The sequence below is a fragment of the Candidatus Neomarinimicrobiota bacterium genome (genome assembly GCA_012964825.1).
GTDB lineage: Bacteria > Fidelibacterota > Marinisomatia > Marinisomatales > S15-B10 > UBA2125.
Genome location: DTTI01000028.1, coordinates 70,614 through 87,500 on the forward strand (window position 1 = coordinate 70,614; position 16,887 = coordinate 87,500).

13 protein-coding genes are annotated in these 16,887 nt (G+C 46.3%); 4 read left to right on the forward strand and 9 right to left on the reverse strand.

The features are described 5' to 3' along the window. Positions 1 to 28: 28 nt before the first annotated feature. Positions 29 to 670: a hypothetical protein gene (locus EYO21_02290; protein HIB02640.1), complete on the forward strand. Its 642-nt coding sequence runs from the start codon at positions 29 to 31 to the stop codon at positions 668 to 670. A 43-nt stretch (positions 671 to 713) separates the two neighbouring features. Here EYO21_02290 and EYO21_02295 read toward each other — a convergent pair whose 3' ends face one another. The 9 genes from EYO21_02295 to EYO21_02335 form a co-directional block, all read right to left on the reverse strand. Next, a complete protein-coding gene (locus EYO21_02295) occupies positions 714 to 1,493 on the reverse strand; it encodes an MBL fold metallo-hydrolase (GenBank protein HIB02641.1) in 780 nt (259 codons plus the stop codon). 98 nt (positions 1,494 to 1,591) lie between these two features. Then, positions 1,592 to 2,629: a 6-bladed beta-propeller gene (locus tag EYO21_02300; protein HIB02642.1), complete on the reverse strand. Its 1,038-nt coding sequence runs from the start codon at positions 2,627 to 2,629 to the stop codon at positions 1,592 to 1,594. After that, the gene (locus tag EYO21_02305) at positions 2,557 to 3,852 is read right to left on the reverse strand and encodes an amidohydrolase (GenBank protein HIB02643.1); all 1,296 of its coding nucleotides are present in this window, start codon (positions 3,850 to 3,852) and stop codon (positions 2,557 to 2,559) included. Before EYO21_02305 ends, EYO21_02300 begins: the two co-directional genes overlap by 73 nt. A 107-nt stretch (positions 3,853 to 3,959) precedes the next feature. Beyond that, entirely contained in the window at positions 3,960 to 5,348 is a 1,389-nt protein-coding gene (locus EYO21_02310; GenBank protein ID HIB02644.1) for a hypothetical protein, read from the reverse strand. A gap of 29 nt (positions 5,349 to 5,377) precedes the next feature. Next, a complete protein-coding gene (locus tag EYO21_02315; GenBank protein HIB02645.1) occupies positions 5,378 to 6,076 on the reverse strand; it encodes a hypothetical protein in 699 nt (232 codons plus the stop codon). A 34-nt stretch (positions 6,077 to 6,110) separates the two neighbouring features. Continuing rightward, positions 6,111 to 6,890, reverse strand: a complete 780-nt coding sequence (locus tag EYO21_02320) for a hypothetical protein (GenBank protein HIB02646.1) — start codon at positions 6,888 to 6,890, stop codon at positions 6,111 to 6,113. Between the two features lie 91 nt (positions 6,891 to 6,981). Further along, positions 6,982 to 9,015, reverse strand: a complete 2,034-nt coding sequence (locus EYO21_02325) for a S9 family peptidase (protein ID HIB02647.1) — start codon at positions 9,013 to 9,015, stop codon at positions 6,982 to 6,984. A gap of 104 nt (positions 9,016 to 9,119) precedes the next feature. Then, positions 9,120 to 9,887: a hypothetical protein gene (locus tag EYO21_02330; protein HIB02648.1), complete on the reverse strand. Its 768-nt coding sequence runs from the start codon at positions 9,885 to 9,887 to the stop codon at positions 9,120 to 9,122. Between the two features lie 24 nt (positions 9,888 to 9,911). Beyond that, a complete protein-coding gene (locus EYO21_02335) occupies positions 9,912 to 12,284 on the reverse strand; it encodes a S9 family peptidase (protein ID HIB02649.1) in 2,373 nt (790 codons plus the stop codon). 139 nt (positions 12,285 to 12,423) lie between these two features. Here EYO21_02335 and EYO21_02340 point away from each other — a divergent pair, with 139 nt between their 5' ends. From EYO21_02340 to EYO21_02350, 3 genes are all read left to right on the forward strand, one after another. Continuing rightward, positions 12,424 to 14,625, forward strand: coding sequence for a hydrolase (locus EYO21_02340; GenBank protein HIB02650.1), 2,202 nt, complete (start codon positions 12,424 to 12,426; stop codon positions 14,623 to 14,625). A 97-nt stretch (positions 14,626 to 14,722) separates the two neighbouring features. After that, entirely contained in the window at positions 14,723 to 15,253 is a 531-nt protein-coding gene (locus EYO21_02345) for a DoxX family membrane protein (GenBank protein HIB02651.1), read from the forward strand. Positions 15,254 to 15,282: 29 nt separating this feature from the next. Next, positions 15,283 to 16,866: a Gfo/Idh/MocA family oxidoreductase gene (locus EYO21_02350; GenBank protein HIB02652.1), complete on the forward strand. Its 1,584-nt coding sequence runs from the start codon at positions 15,283 to 15,285 to the stop codon at positions 16,864 to 16,866. Positions 16,867 to 16,887: the final 21 nt, after the last annotated feature.

The window sequence follows — 16,887 nt, forward strand, 5'->3', positions numbered from 1 at the left end:
ACGGTGCGAAATAATTGCCACAGCCGCCATGTTTTATTTGTCAAATCTTGGGCCGGAAGAAGCGGTGCAACTTGCTGCGCTTTCCGCGGCCAAGGGTGCGAGAAGAATAGGTGATGGTTTCCGGCGAGGTCAGTCTCTCATCTCGGATGCTGACAATAAAAGTGTTGGGAGAGCTTGGGCCGAGGCGGTGAATGTTCTTGATCATGCTGAAAGGATAGAGAAAGGTGTATTGCAATCCATTTTTACTTTTAACGATAATGAAATAGTAAAATCAATTGTTACAGGTCTGGAGGGAGGTCATACACAACAGGCGGAATCTTATAGAACAGTGCTGGCCGCTCTGGCACGAAAAAAAGGTGCGACCACTAAAACTCCTTCTGCAGTGATTACCAATATCGACAGCCAAGTTCCAGTTAGAACAACACGAGGACCTCTGGCGTTTGGCCTGCCGGGAAGTAAATTGCCTAAAGCTGAAGCTGCATGGTATTCCGGCAAAGATTTCACACTCACTGGCGCGGAACGGTTTGAGCTGGTTAATTTTGTTGATGGAAAGATGACGGTAACGGAAATTCGTAACGCTTTAAGCGCTGAATTCCGTCCTATCCGGCAACGGGAAGTGAAACGTTATCTTGAAGATTTGATAAAAGTAGGCGTGCTTAAATGGAAATAGGGCGGAAGACAGTTTTATTTGCCGGACAGAGTGTTTGAGTTCACTACTCAAAAACATCCAGGTCTTTTCCTGAAACCACGGCCCCGTTGTAGTTTTCCTGAATTTCTCTCAGTATTTCTTCTTCAGTAGCGCCCCAGAAGATCTGGTGATAGAGCACCAGAAGCTTCGGTCTGGCCTGGGTGGCAATCTCAGCCAGCTCACTTGTGGATGTATGATAGCTGGAGTGATATGCCTTCCATTCTGGTGTCTTAAGCTGAAATTTCTCCAGTGAGTAAACTTCATGAAAAAGCATGTCGCACCCGTTGCACTGTTCAACAATGGATTCACTTGGAGCGGTATCGCCGGAAATGACGATTGTTTTGTCTTCGGTTTCGAACTTGTATCCGTACGCCTCTTCGATCTCCCCGTGATTTACTTTAAATGCTGTTACTTTCAGATCATTATCGTCGAAAATCACACCGGGACGTATATCGGTGGCATTCACTTTGTAGCCGGTCGTATTTTGTGGTTGACGGCCGTTGATTCGGATGTCAATATCTTCCCGGTAAGCTCTGATAATGTTTCGTGCCATGGCCTTGATTCCCCGTGGACCATACACTGCCATGGGCTGGTCCCTGTCCAGAACCCAGGGAGTGAAGATGAGGTCAGCAAAACCGACGGTATGATCAGAATGAAGGTGGGTTACGAAAGCATGGGTGAGATTGGACATGGCCAGTTCCTCAACACCGTTATTGAATGCCTCTGATGCTCTCCTGACAACACCTGGGCCAAAATCCACCAGGTAGGGTTTGCCGTTTGTGATAACGGCAATAGAGGCGCCCATCCTTTCCGGATTGGCGTTAGGGTTGCCGGTTCCAAGGAGAACAACCTTCGTCTGGGCCAGGGTGAGGGAGAGGAGAAAGTAAAGGAGGAGGCCGGCCCTCACTTCGCGAATTTCTGAATCCTCATACCAAAATGAACATCGCCCACGTAGACAGACCCTTTGGAATCAACACCAACATCGTGGGGCCAGTCCATCTGGCCGTCATACTGGCCAAAGGAACCAAAGCTGCCCAGCACATTTCCTGACAGGTCCATTTTTACAATACGACTTCGCTGAACACCTGAAGGACTCGGGTCTCCACCATCCACAACGTAAAGGACCCTGTCTTGACCAACTGCCATGCCCCACGGCCTACCGATTTCTGTGGACTGCCATGCATCAATAAAAGTACCATCAGATTTAAATATCTGAAGCCGGCTATTGCTTCTGTCGGCCACGTAAATGCGGCCGTTGGCATCCATGGCTATACCATGAGGAAGATTGAACTGTCCGTTACCTTCACCACCACTTCCCCATTCAAACTTGAATGTGCCATCCGGTGAGAAGACCGCTACGCGATTATTACCATAACCATCTGAAACATAAATGGTGCCATCAGGGGCAACAACCATATCTGTCGGCTGGTTGAAATGCGTTTTATCCCAACCAGGTACACTTTTCTCACCAAGTGTCATAATAAGTTCACCGTCATGGCTGAACTTGTATACTTGATGGTACTGCACATCTGTGACCCAGACATTATCTTTTGAATCAACGGTAAGTCCATGGGGCGTAAGGAAGGCATCTTTTCCCCAGGAATCCAAAAGGGCCCCACTGTTGTTGTCTAACATGAGGATGGTCGGTTCTTGGATGTTCTGGAACTCGCTATCACTTCCCAGATAGGCGGCATTCTTCCCTCGGTGAAATGCGAAAATGTGATCGTGCGAGTCAACTTCTACTCCCGAAACCTGCCCGAGAATAAAACCCTTCGGCAATTTCGGCCAATCGTGTACCACGCTATATCCAGTACCTGCCTGCTCACATGAGATGAGTAGAATGAGGGAGAGGATTAGATTGATTCTTTTCATTTTAAACCTCCTGCTTTCATAAAATCGACAATTAATGTGGACATTGCTTCCATACCGACCGAAATACATGAATCATCTGCTCTGAAAGTGGGTGTATGATGCCCGCCAGAAACGGTCCCCGGCTTCACCATACCAAGGCGGTAGTAGAAACCAGGTACAATATTAGAGAAAAACGAAAAATCCTCACCGCCCATAGTGGGAGGAATAGCCATGACATTTTCTTTACCTATGGCGCGTTCAAGACTCGGCACAACCTGAGTGGTCAGAGCGGGATTGTTGATGGTAGCTGGGGTTCCCCGGTTGTAATCCAGTTCATATGATCCTCCATAGGCCAGGGTTATACCTTTGAGAATTTCACCCATCCTTCTTTCAACACTGTCCCTGGTCTCTTTGCTGTATGTTCGGACCGTTCCTTCCAAATGGACTTCAGCCGGGATGATATTAAAACGCTCTCCGCCACGGATAATACCAACGGTGATAACGCTGGGCTCCCGGGGATTCAGTGATCTGGAACGAATGGTCTGAAAAGCTGTTACAACCTCAGAGGCCATAACGATGGGATCGATAGATTCATCGGGATGGGCACCGTGGGCTTGCTTTCCTTTGACTATTGCAATGAAATGATCAACTGCGGCAAAAGATGGTCCAGAAGTATACCCAATTTTTCCAACTTCCATACTGGCAAGAGAATGAAGGCCGAAAACTGCCACAGGCCGGGGATTTTCCAGGGCGTTTTCACGCACCATCAATTCAGCGCCACCCTCTTCACCCGGTGGGGGTCCTTCTTCGGCAGGCTGGAAAATGAATTTCACGGTTCCGGGGAGATCTTTTTTCATGGATGCCAAGACAGATGCCACCCCAAGCTGTACAGAGGTGTGGATATCGTGTCCGCAAGCATGCATGACACCCACATCTTTACCGAGATAAGTTGCCCGTACGGTAGACTTGAACGGGAGATCGGTGTCCTCTGTAACTGGAAGAGCATCCATGTCAGCCCTTACGCCCACAACGGGACCCGGTTTGCCGCCCTTCAGAAGCCCGATAACACCTGTATGGGCCACACCAGTCGTTATTTCCATCCCTAGGCTCTTCAGATGATTGGCTATCATTTCGGCTGTCTTGAACTCTCTGTTACCCAGTTCAGGATTTTGATGTATCTGATGACGTAGTTCGACGATTTTTGGTGTATACTTCTTAACAGCTTTCTTTATGGCACGGTCGTTAGCGGTGGTTAAACCGGACAAAAATACAACTATTGTGAACAAGCGAATAAACGAATTGTTTTTAATCATTAACTATCTTCTCCTATTATGACTTACAGTTTACAGTGATTTTTTATGGATGAACTATTCATAATGTTTATACATATTATGTGAACACTTTCATAATGGTTTGTAAGTCATATCCTGAATGTAGCATTGATAATTACAATTGTTCTAGTTAACTCTTCAAGCGTCCCTGAGGGTGTATAGCTATCGGAAGACTGTCTGTCCCACGATGAATTCAGAAAAGTGAAGTTAAGGATAAAGCGCTGTGTAGGTGAAATGGCAATTCCTCCCGTAAGGAAATTGCGATCCGGGTCTGGTAATGAAGATATTGGAGATGGATATATTGCATAACCGCCGCGAAAACTCACAGCCAATCCGCCAATTCGGAGAACATATTCTCCACCGAAATGCAATTCTACTGTTGGTTCATAATCAGATGATAAAATTCGATTTTCAGCGTCGAGATCTTGGTATAAGTCTGAATCAGACGGAATTGTTTTGAGATCGAAACTTGTACTGGACCAGTCCCGAAAGCGGATCGACGAGCCGATTGTAAATGACTGATTTGATAATGAGAGACCACCATCCAAGGTCATGGGTGTTTTGACTTTGTATTCCCAAAAGCCTGCCGTGGTGGTATCAGACTTTGTTCCGTCATCAAAGGTCAATACTTCCTTTATAAAGTGTTGTTCTGAGATCTCAAAAGTCGAAGGCAATGCAAGTGAAAGGCCGACCTTTAAACTGCGGGAGAGTGCCGTCAGAATGCCCCCTTTGATCTGTATTGCGGTCCCTTCCAATGAAAGCTCCTGAGTGACTTTATAGTGGTCAAAGTCAGCTGGGTAGGTTTGAAAGTTTTTTTCTGAATCCTCTTGTGTGAAAAGAAATCTGTATTCTTCCGTGGTGCCAAGAGATGATAAAGAGAGTCCGGCTGTGGTTCTTGGAGAGAGTGCCACACCCATTCCAAAAGAGATTTGATCAATACCTCCCACATTGCGTACCTCTTCTGAGCGAAGTGTGCTCGTACTGAATGGATAAACGATCTCCTGTTCGTTTTCAATAAATGTGAAACCCAGGCTGTTATCCACGTTGCTGAATCCTGAAAAATTAAGATAGTTATCATAACTGGCAATCCGGTTGATTCCAACCGCAATGACAAAACTCCCTCTCACAGTTGGCACTGCAGCCACCAGTCCCATGGCGCTGAGGAAGTTATTTTCATCTGTGGCGGAAGTCATTCGCCCCAAATAATTGACGTTATTGGACAGTATATTTCTGCCGCCTTCAGTGAAAACGCCACCGCCAGGTATGGATGCTAGGCCGGCAGGATTCCAGTAAATTGCGGAAAAATCGTTAGCCATAGCCGTATAGGCTCCGCCCATGGCCATGGCTCTGGCGCCAAATCCAGTTTCATTTTTGATTATTCGGATTGCATCAGCCGCAGTTTGGGATAAGACGGCAGATGGATAACTAACAATAAATATGGCAGAAACAACCAGACAGAGTCGTGCCCAGTTGTACATAGACTTTATTCTGATAATGGCGAGGAAGATTACCGCCGGCGTGTCACCCGGCCGCCGGAAGAAGAAGAACTTGAGCTTGTTCCAGATGAAGAGCTTGAAGAGCCGCTACTAAAAGATCTGCCGCCCGAAGAATTGGACCCGCCAGATCTGGAAGAAGACATAGTACCTCTGTAGGAAGGTCTGCTGTAATCGGTGTTTGACACATCCCACCACCTCTGGTAATTCATCCGTTGGGGAATAGGCGGTTCTTTTCTGATCGGTTTTGCAGTAACAGCTGCCAGAGGCGGCTCGCGTCTTATGATCAGATTGGACCGGCTTGATGATTCGTCTCCATGGCGATCCCAATTGCGACGCACCTCAACATTGTTTTCACTTACAATAACAGGAGTTGTAAGCCCATAACCATATCCTGAATTGTAGTATGGGTGGTTGGTCATACCATAGTAGGAATTGTAAGGTGAATAAAGACTAAAAGGAGACCCATAATACCCATAATTTGACCAAAAAGTTGGATCGTAACCGTAATAGCGCCTTCCGTTATAAGTACTGCCCAGATAGGGTTCGAAATCGGAAGATCTTTCAATGGCTGAAAGACCGTACGGATCATTTTCGCCATACATGGACTGTTCCTCAGGTTCAGGCGTATGAAACAATGCTAACTGTGTATAGCACGCCTGAGTTGAAAGGAGAAGAACTATAATGGGGCATAGTAAGAGTTTTTTAATCATTCCGAATAAGTTTACTGACAGCAACAAAGGGATGTCAAGGTTTTTCTTTAGAACCTTTGGTGAGACAGCCTTCCCCTACGTTCACTTCGCGAAAGGTAAAGTCTTCTCCTATTTCCACAAATCGTATCTTGAAATCTTCATTGATGTCGACAAAACTCCACCGCCCTGGGTTATTGGCCATTTCTTCTGAAACGAATTTTACCTGAAGATCTTCCCATTCGCCTGGATCAACCTTTCTCACTCTGTAGTCTTCCCCACCGATTACGATTTTAATTTTACCGTATACTTTGCAAATCTCTTTTTTAGGTAACTTACTCTTTTCCAGTGTGTAAGTCTCACCATTATCAGGTTTCAAAGATTTTATTAATTCGAAAGTTAGTGTTAACCCCCCTAGGTAATAAAAAAAGGATCTTTCTTTAGGCAAAGTGAAAGGTGCCTCGCCTTGGTCTGGCATTTCCCAAATCATGTTTCTTGCGTAATTCAGTGTGGCATAGGTGATCATCAACCCCATTAACCCGATAATTTGGTTTTGAAGTTGTGTTCTTTTTACGGCTCTCCTGAAGCAGTTACGATATTTTGCCTGATCCTGATAATCTGCGTAAGGGACAGATGCTGGTTGTGGTGCATATAAGTATGCTGCTGCAATGGCGCTGTAGGGAACCAGATAATTGCCTAGGAACCCGCCGGCCCACCACCCTGGACGCCATACAGCATCTCTTGCATCCTGTTGTGCTTGAACACAGGGGTCAACATTTTGGGAAGAAGATGGCGAGATAAAAAGAAGACATAGAAAAAATAGTATGCCGTTTCTCACCGAGGCACTAATCGCTGCTACTTAACTTTCAATTTAAACAGTGCCTGCTATAATAATCGTGACAGATATCACTGTTTTCAGTTCTATCCGATTATTCTTTTCTATACTTTTCGAACCAATCCAGGATTTCAGCTACCTTCGAAATGTGCTGGCTCGGCCGCAGGTAAATTCCATGGGAGGCACCGGGGATTCGAACCAGTTTGGTATCAATTTTCCTGAGCTTTAGAGCTTGATAGTACTGTTCCGATTCAGAGATGGGCGTGCGATAGTCGGCCTCACCGGTCAGGAGCATGGTAGGTGTGGTGACATTGCCTACAAGAGAGAGAGGGGACCTCTTATGGTAGTGATCAGGAATATTCCATGGGAAATCTGGAAACCAGTACTTGATAAAAAATCCGTAACTATCAGCAGTAAGAACAAAACTGTACCAGTTAATTACTGGTTTCGCTGAGACAGCGGCGGAGAACCTGTCCGTTCGGCCAACCAACCATGCGGTGAGAACACCTCCTCCACTCCCGCCTGTAACAAAAAGGTTTTTTTCATCAATATAGCCCTTGGCAATTACAGCGTCCACACCGGACATGAGATCGAAGAAATCATCACCTGGATAGGCATGGTGAATGAGATTACCGAACTCTTCACCGTAACTGGTGCTGCCGCGAGGATTGGTGTAAAGTACCACATATCCGGCGGCGGCAAAGGCCTGTATTTCTGCTGAGAATCTGTTACCGTAATTAGCGAAAGGCCCCCCGTGAATCTCAAGAATCAGAGGATACTTTTTCTTTGGGTCAAAACCGGGCGGTTTTGTGATCCAGCCATGAATATCACGGCCGTCGTGTGATGACTTGTACCAAATTTCCTCCACTTCTGCCAGTTCTTTGTGTCCAAAGAGATCATCATTCAAAGAGGTAATTTTTTTTGGTGTTCCGCCTTTAGCATTTACAATGGCTATATCAGCGGGGCGATCAGGACGGGAAATGGTATACGCAATGTCGCCGTCTTTGGTAACAGTAAAAGAACCGCTGGAGTAAGGTCTCCCGATGGAAGTTCCTCCAAGGTTACTGGCGAGAACTTTTACTTTTCCCTTTACAGTAGCATAAGCCACTTTCCCGTTACCTTTATCGTTATAAGAGACATAGACACCTTTCCCATCTCCACTCCAAACGGGACTTCCCACAGAGCGATCCAGAGACTTGGTGATCATTTTTGAGCTGCTGCCATCCCTGTTCATTGTATAAAGGTGAGTTACCTGATAACCCTGGTACCGGTCATCGTAGCCTGTGTAGGCGATCTTTTTCCCGTCGGCTGAAAGAACGGGTGAACTGTCCGGCCCTTGTCTTTTGGTAATCTGTCTGAGTGAGCCGTCCGCCACTGAAATTTCGTACAGATCTGAATCGGCCGGTTCGTATTCCCAGTCGTTGCGACGGTTAGCTGAAAAGATAATTTTTGAGCCGTCGGTAGTCCACTGAAGCCGTCCACCGTGATGATAGTCACCAGACGTAATCTGACGGGGAGTGCCGCCATCCTCAGGGAGAGTGAAGATGTGTGTAAAACCATTTTCCTGGTATCCAGAGCCGTCGGCGCGGTAGGTCATTTTGTCGATCACCTTTGGCGGGTCAGCCCATTTGGCCCCTTCCGGTTTTTCAGGCATTTTCGCGGGCTTGGATGGAAGTGATTTCACAAACATGGTAAATGCGATCATTTTTCCATCTGGAGCCCACGCAATGTTTCCCGGTGAATATTGGACATTTGTGAGCCTGGCAGTCTGTCCTGTGTCTATCCAGCGAATGTAGACTTCAGAGGAACCTTCCTTGTTTGATACATAGATAAGCTTGGACCCGTCTGGAGACCAGCGTGGCGATCTGTCATTCCGGTGTCCGGTGGTGAGTGGCCTGTGATCACTACCGTCTATGTCGATGATCCAAAGGTTGGAGTAGCGTCTGTCCGTCATAATATCAGCAAAATTCCGGACGTATATAACCTGATTACCCTCAGGAGAAATTTGAGGATCTGAGGCGTATTCCAGCTCAAAAAATTCCCTCATAGTAAAGATTTCACCACTTCCTGCGACGGCGATTCTTGTCAGAATCAAGGTAGACAGAAATACTAACGGCAATTTTTTCATCTCACGACTCCTTGAAAAATGATTGTGAAACATGTGAATGTATATATCCCAGCGTGACGTGGCAAGGAGGTCAGTAAACTGAGACCAAAAACGGGCGGCTTTAACTAATAAATGGAGAGTCTAAATGTGAAATTAATGTCCAAGTGATTAAAGGGAACTGCGTGGGTCGGGAGATTTAGCTGATTACCCTTAAATGACCACTCTATTTCCGGTACAATAAAATTAGGTATTGCATGGTAGCGCACCATCAAGCCAATTGCTGCCAATTGGGAAAGAGTATAATCCAAACCCGTCATCAGCATTCCCCCAACTAATGAGCCTGGAACTTCAGTTGGTGCGTACCCGTCTTGTGTATCCAGTTCGTATAAGACATTGTTGAATGAAAGACCCAGGTTCCCACGAGCAGTAAATGCACTACCTAGTGGAATAGAAAGTCCCGTGTAAATATATTGAGTTTTTAACCTGTAGAGAACAGAAGCAAATTCATCTAAGGGAGTTCTGCCATTTACATTACCGTAATGATCATTTTGAATCCCCACCCCTGCCACTAAGAAATCAGTTGGGGCCAACTCAATTTGTATAAAAGCATTTTCCTTAGAGGCGGGTTCACTAAAAGGATAGACCTCCTCTATCTCAATATAAAGAGGGTGGGAGACAATTCTGCTGCTGGCAAAACCGTTTTTCCCAAGCATTGATAACAAATGTTCAATGGTCTCTGTCTGATGAACACCTAACCCACCTTGAATTTTCAAAGTTGACAGTAATCCTTTACCTGCCTGTCCAGATCCAGTGGATATAAGAAGTAGAAAGAAGAGGAGGAATCTGGGTGATTTTGCTTGGCTCATAGACTTCTTATGGAATTTAGCCATCATGTTTCAAAATCTAACTTGTGGCTATCATTTCAAGTGCATCTCAAAAAGTTTGAATATCCGTCGATATTCATCAGTCCAACTGCTCGGTTCTCGGAAGCCGTGTCCTTCTAGAGGATAGATGGCGACTTCCCAGTTTTCCTTCCCGAGTTCTATGAGACGTTGTGAGAGCCTTACCACATCCTGGAAGTGAACATTTGTATCAATCATGCCGTGGCAGATAAGCAGTGCTCCTTCCAGCCCTTCGGCATGGTAAATGGGTGAACTTCTGACATAAGCAAGACTGTCTGCTTGAGGGATATTCAGGATGTTTGATGTATAAGGGTGATTATAATGAGCCCAATCGGTTACAGGCCGAAGCGAAGCACCGGCAGCGAAAACACCCGGTTCGGTGAACATGGCCATCAACGTGATAAAGCCACCGTATGAACCGCCATAAATGCCGATACGTTTTGGATCGACGTTGAACTTTTCAACGAGCAGTTTTGCCCCATCCACCTGATCACTGAGATCTTTACCGCCCATGTAGCGATAGATGGCAGTCCGCCAATCCCGGCCGTAGCCGGCGCTGGCACGATAATCAATGTCCAGCACGGTGTATCCATTATCAACTAGCAAATTGTGGAACATGAATTCCCTATAATAACTGCTCCACCATTTGTGGACGTTCTGAAGATAGCCGGCACCATGTACAAAGACGACTGCCGGACCATTCTTTTCTGGATTTTCCGGCCTGTAAAGACGGGCATAAACCTCCGCTCCGTCATCAGCTGAGAAAGTGATGATCTCAGGATCGCGCCACGGATAAGCCTTCCACTCACCGGTCTGAGAATCGGTCAGGCGTGTCGCCTTGGCTTTGGGTTTGTTCTTTATGACAAAAAGGTCCCAGGGGCGATTGCTGTAAGAGTGACGGATGGCGACAGTTTTTTCATCCGGAGAGAAGTCTCCGTCATTGTTACCGGTCATGGTTGTTATTTGCTCCCATTTGCCACCGCCTATTGGCATTCTGTAAAGATGAAGTTCGCCGGGATGTACCTCGTTGGAGCGAAAGTACCACCATTTCTTATCTCTGGAGATGCGAACATCTCTTACTTCGAATTTACCTTTCGTCAGTTGGTTTTTTTCGCCCGTTGCCGTATTCACCGTGTAAAGATGGGAGTATCCGGTGGCCTCTGACTGGAACCAGAAGTTCTTGTTGTCAGGCGTCCAGCCGATACTGACGGCACCGCGCCACCGACGGATACCTGGCCCGCCAACCCAGGCATCATCGTGTTGATGATCCAGCAACTTCAGGTTGGCTGAGGTGAGATCCAGAGCCACAATCCACCGGTCTTTATTGTCCAGTGACTGCAGAACGGTTGCGCACTGCTTACCATCATCAGACCAGTAGGGGCCCGAGAAATAGACTTCTCTTTTTTTCGAACCATCTGACTTTTCAAGCTCCGTGAATTGCGGGCGCTCAAAGATTCCTGGAAGGCTGTCTGTGGACACATACATGACGGTATCAGTAAGAATGTTGTAAATACCTAGTTCATACGTGCCGTTGGGGCGACCCACTTTATCGCGAGCATTAAGATCTTCCGTGAAGCCGGTCTCTGCTACGTAACTGGGGACAATGGTACGCTTGGCGTCCTTTGCCGCTTTGTTGAGTTGAAAAGTGACATAATTTCCATCTGGGCTCGGCTGAATATTCTGAACCGCCTTGCTGCCGTAGAATATCTCTAATGGTCGCTTTGGTTTTTCAGCATCTTCCATTTTTTCTGTTCTTTCACGCTTGGTTTTCCTCTCCTCCAGTATACCGATGAGTCTCAGCTCTTCCTGCTTCAGCCATTTTTCGTGTTCTGTCTTGGGCTCTTTGTCCTCACTTTTGTTTTCCCCTTCCCGGAAGTCAGTAATCTGTTTAACGCTCCCGGCAGTCATGAACCACCTGTAGATATTCCCGCCTGACAAAAAAGTAACGCTCTTTTCATTGCTTGAAAATTTTGGGTTTGACTCGCGATCTACTGTATTGGTGATCTGTATTGTGTTTCCGTTCTTGATATTTAGCATGAAAATATCGCCGTTCTTTGAATACACTTTTTTCATCCAATCTTTACTGTAATCTCCGTAGCGGGAGGGGAGTGACTGGCGTTCCTTTGGAGAGACCTTCTGCGGCTTTTCCCCTTTCGGCGAAACTTTGTAGAGAGAATCACTCATGGCCTCATCCGGGTTCCAGTTGAAGTAGATCCATTTTCCATCTTCGGACCAGTGAACATTTGAAGGGGAGATCCCGATCCATTTGGGATCCTGCATAATCTTCGCCACTGTTAACTCGTACGGCTTTTCACTGAACAGTTTTGTGGCACCTATGAGAACGACGCATAAAACACAAAGGGATTTTTTCAGCATACTTGACTCCATATTTAAGTATAAAAGTTTTTATGAAAATACGAGTCCAATGATACAACAGACGTACGAAAGTTTCAATCTGAAGAGAGCATTGGTCTGTTTTTATTCGTTTTCTTGCAAAGTAGATTGGCAACCCTTTTCTGGGTTAAGAATGAACAAAAAATATATAATTCAGTTTCTAGTGGTTCTTTGTGTGCCGTCTTTAGCAGTAGCCCAGGTAACTCAGGCTCAGAAAGTGAATCCTGTCGTCGAAACACGTGACATAGGGAGATCTGAGATCAAACTGGATGGTGTGCTTGATGAGGAAGTTTGGAGTTCCGTCTCTCCAGCTACAGGTTTTATTCAGGAGGATCCCAACGAAGGGGAGCCGTGCACCGAGAGGTCAGAGGTATACATTCTTTATAATAATGAGAACCTTTACATCGGTGCTAAGCTTTACGACAATGATCCTTCTGGGATTTTAGCCTATCAGAAACGCAGAGATGCAAGCCTCCGGACCGATGACCGTTTCATGTGGATTCTTGACACTTTTCTGGATGGCAGGACCGGCTACTTTTTTGAGATTAACCCAGCGGGGCTCATGGGTGACGGTATACTCGGCGCCGGTGGCCATTGGAATGTAAACAAGTCGTGGGATGGCATCTGGGATGCTAGGGTTGTGGTCGATGATGAGGGGTGGTCGGCCGAAATCGTCATTCCTTTCCGGACTCTCAACTTCGATCCGGGGCTCGACACTTGGGGCATCAACTTTCAGAGAACTATTCGGAGGAAAAATGAAGATGCCCGGTGGAGTGGTTACAAGCGGAATCAGAATCTCACACAGCCCATTCACGCGGGGCGCGTCACAGGGCTAAATAATCTCTCCCAAGGCAAGGGTATTGAAGTGAAGCCCTATGGTATCGTTAAAGAGCAGTGGAGTTCCGATGGAGTTCCTGCAAATCCCAATGAAGCAGGCTTTGACTTATCTTTCAATATTACATCAGGCCTGAGAGGTTCCTTCACTTACAATACCGATTTTGCAGAGGCAGAAGTTGATGAGAGGCGCGTGAACCTGACCCGGTTCCCGTTACGGTTCCGAGAAAAGCGGGACTTTTTTCTTGAAGGGTCAGGCGTCTATTCATTTTCAAGCCGGAATGGCGTGACACCATTTTTCAGCAGACGGATCGGAATATCTGAAGGAAGCCAAATACCTATTGTTTACGGTGGTCGCCTCACCGGTCAGGTTGGTGATTATGAAATCGGAATGATAAATGTAAAGACTAAGAGTCTCGGCCCCGTCCCTGCGGAAAACTTCAACGTGGCTCGTGTCAAGAAATCACTCTTCCGGGAATCTTACCTTGGGCTCGTCTACACAAGTCGTTCCGCTGATGCAGATTCTGTCTATAGAGACCAGGATCTTTTTGGGTTGGATCTGGATCTCTCCACCTCCCGGTTCAGAGGTGATCAGAACCTGAAGTTTCAGGCATTCTTTGTGGGCCACTCCTCCTCTAAGGACAATCCGGAAGCGTCGTTGGGCGATCTCTCCACGCGGGGTATTCGGCTCACCTATCCCAACGACCTGTGGCAGGCACACGTGTCGTATCGTGAGTTTGGGGAGGAGTTTGATCCCGCCGTAGGCTTCAACTCAAGGAATGGTTTTAAAAGGATAGAACCGTCGGTGAACTACCGTCCCCGACCGGAGAACTGGGAACTTGTGCGGCAGATGGAGTTCGGAGTTAAGTTTGAATATATGGTTGATATGAGGAACCGGTTACTGAAACGACAAACGAAGGTGACACTGTTCGAACTGAACTTTGAAAGCGCTGACCGGCTCTCAGCGGAGATGATCAATCTGAAGGAGTATCTCGACAGAGACTTTGAAATCATAGAAGGCAATACCATAACTGTGGGGAACTATGTGACGAACGGCTTCCACATTTCCGGCGAAACGTCAGAAAAAAGGATGGTAGCTGGTGAACTGTCATACTCAACGGGTGAATTCTGGACCGGAAAAAAGCAAACGGTTGAGAGTGAACTTTCCATCAAGCCGTTCCCGGGGTTGACTCTTCAGGGCGGTTCTGAATATAATTCCGTTTCCCTGTCTGCGGGAGAATTCGATACCCAACTGTACCGCCTGACCGTCGGTATATATCCCACTCCAAGAACTGCCTTTTACAGCAATATTCAGTATGACGATGTCTCTAATCTGTTGGGCCTCTTTGCCAAACTGCGCCATACCATCCAACCAGGAAGTGATCTCTACTTGGTCTACACACACAACTGGTGGAGTCTTGGTGACAGTTTGTTTGATAGAGAGCTAGAAACCGTTTCCAAGGTGAGTTCAGTCAAAGTAAACTACACCCACCGTTTCTGATTCAAACACTGATTTCCAAATACAGTGATTGAAACTGTTCGTGGTCTTTACTATACTCTCACCTTATCATTTCAAGATAATCAATCACAGGTGAAAAATGAGAAACTACCTTAACTGTTGTGCACCCCTGACAGATGCCAGTTATAATCAGTGCCAACTGACCGGCCTAGTGGTGATGCGTGTCCTCATTGGGTGGCATTTTCTTTATGAAGGAATTGCCAAACTCCTTAACCCTTATTGGTCATCGGCCGCCTATTTGCTGGAGTCAAAATGGATTTTTTCCGGGCTTGCCACCACCATCGTCGCCAACCCAACTCTTCTGACCATGGTGGACAATATTAATATGTGGGGGCTCACACTTATTGGTCTTGCGTTAATGCTTGGTATAGTTGAACGGCCTGCTGCTCTTGTCGGGATGACACTTGTATTGCTCTATTATCTGTTTATGCCGCCTTTCGTGGGATTCGAATACTCACGGCCGGCAGAAGGGAGTTATATCATTGTGAACAAAAATCTTATTGAAGCGGCTGCTCTCTTTGTGGTAGCCTGCTTCCCGAGCGGCGGGATAATAGGTATCGACAAATTTCTTTTTTCAAAGAATGAAACTGACCGGGAGGGATCCTCATGAGTGATTCAAATAAAGAAAATGTGGCAGATATGAATACAGCAGATGAGACCAGTCTGGAGCGGCGGGAAGTATTGAAAGGCCTGGCTACTCTGCCCGTGGTGGGTGTGTTTTTCTATAACTTGTGGAAGAAACTTCGAATCGACGCCATGAAAAAGAACAATATTCTTGCTGATCTGTTAACGACCAAAGATGCACCAGCCGTCGTGTCTTCGGCATCTTCAGGGGATCATCTCCGCATCGGCATCATTGGTTACGGTGGGAGGGGTCAGCACCTTGTCCGTGGCGCAGGGTTTGCTGCACCTGAATGGACGCAAAGGGCATCAGAGAATGCAAAAGAAAACAAGCTTGACAAAGGCTTTGAGACCTTCATGCAACAGGAGGATCTTAATGTATCACTGGTGGGTGTCTGCGACCTTTTTGATGTGAGAGCTGACTTGGGGATTGAGGCATCAAAAAATGAAATCAGACCGGGGGGTAAACCCATGGAGACGGCCAAGCGGTACAGGCATCATGAAAATCTTCTGGAAAATGATGACATAGATGCGGTCATTATTGGCACACCGGACCATTGGCATGCTCAAATCGCCATGGATGCGGCTAATGCTGGGAAACATGTGTACTGTGAAAAGGGTCTTACTCGCACATTTGATGAAGCCATAGATTTGTATGATACAGTAAAAAGAACTGGCATCACTTTTCAGCTAGGTCATCAGAATAGACAGGTAGAGGCCAATGAAAAAGCAAAACAAATTATTGAACAGGGCTTATTAGGGAAAATAAATTTAGTTGAATTAGCTACAAACCGTAATTCTCCATGGGGTGCTTGGGTTTGGGATATCCATCCTGAAGGCAACAGCAAAACCATTGATTGGGATACGTTCCAAAAGAAGGCTCCTAATAAAATAGAGTTTGGGGAAGAAGCGCTTAAACGGTTTTTCCGTTGGCGTTGCTGGTTTGATTATGGAACTGGTCTTTCGGGTGATCTATTGTCTCATGATTTTGATGCCATAAATCAAATTATGGAATTAGGTATCCCCAAATACGCGTCCTCATCAGGAGGAATTTATTATTACAAAGATGGTCGAGATGTACCGGATGTATGGAATGCAACTTTTGAGTATCCTGAGAAAGATCTTACCCTTCTTTATAGTGCAACACTTTCGAGTAATGACCCTCGTGGAAATCGAATAATGGGGCATGATGCAACTATGCAAATGGGTGGTCAAAGTGGAGGCGGATCAGTTCATGGTTTTATTGTAAAAGCTGATCCAGAATCAACCCGTTATAAAGAGCGTATGGAAAGCGGTATCATCAATACACAGTATCCGATTTATACTTACTCACCAGGATCCAAACAAATTGATGGTGTCACATCTGCAACATCCCGCTATTTCGCCAACAAAGGACTCCTTTATACTTATCGTGAAGGCAAACGGGTTGATTCTACCCATCTTCATGTAAAAGATTGGCTCGATGCTATACGTAACGGTGGCCAGCCAAAATGTAATATCGAAGTTGCACTGCATGAAGCTGTGGCCTGTCATATGGCGACAGAATCGTACCTCAAAGGTCGTCGGATTGAATGGGATCCGAAAAGGCGCAGACTGGTATAGCAATATCCTAAACCGTTAAGC

Bases quoted from the DNA above. Each gene is read 5' to 3' on its own strand.
- EYO21_02290 (HIB02640.1), top strand. From the start codon at position 29: ATGTTTTATTTGTCAAATCTTGGGCCGGAAGAAGCGGTGCAACTTGCT.
- EYO21_02295 (HIB02641.1), bottom strand. From the start codon at position 1,493: ATGGGCGCCTCTATTGCCGTTATCACAAACGGCAAACCCTACCTGGTG.
- EYO21_02300 (HIB02642.1), bottom strand. From the start codon at position 2,629: ATGTATTTCGGTCGGTATGGAAGCAATGTCCACATTAATTGTCGATTT.
- EYO21_02305 (HIB02643.1), bottom strand. From the start codon at position 3,852: ATGATTAAAAACAATTCGTTTATTCGCTTGTTCACAATAGTTGTATTT.
- EYO21_02310 (HIB02644.1), bottom strand. From the start codon at position 5,348: ATGTACAACTGGGCACGACTCTGTCTGGTTGTTTCTGCCATATTTATT.
- EYO21_02315 (HIB02645.1), bottom strand. From the start codon at position 6,076: ATGATTAAAAAACTCTTACTATGCCCCATTATAGTTCTTCTCCTTTCA.
- EYO21_02325 (HIB02647.1), bottom strand. From the start codon at position 9,015: ATGAAAAAATTGCCGTTAGTATTTCTGTCTACCTTGATTCTGACAAGA.
- EYO21_02330 (HIB02648.1), bottom strand. From the start codon at position 9,887: ATGATGGCTAAATTCCATAAGAAGTCTATGAGCCAAGCAAAATCACCC.
- EYO21_02335 (HIB02649.1), bottom strand. From the start codon at position 12,284: ATGGAGTCAAGTATGCTGAAAAAATCCCTTTGTGTTTTATGCGTCGTT.
- EYO21_02340 (HIB02650.1), top strand. From the start codon at position 12,424: ATGAACAAAAAATATATAATTCAGTTTCTAGTGGTTCTTTGTGTGCCG.
- EYO21_02345 (HIB02651.1), top strand. From the start codon at position 14,723: ATGAGAAACTACCTTAACTGTTGTGCACCCCTGACAGATGCCAGTTAT.
- EYO21_02350 (HIB02652.1), top strand. From the start codon at position 15,283: ATGAATACAGCAGATGAGACCAGTCTGGAGCGGCGGGAAGTATTGAAA.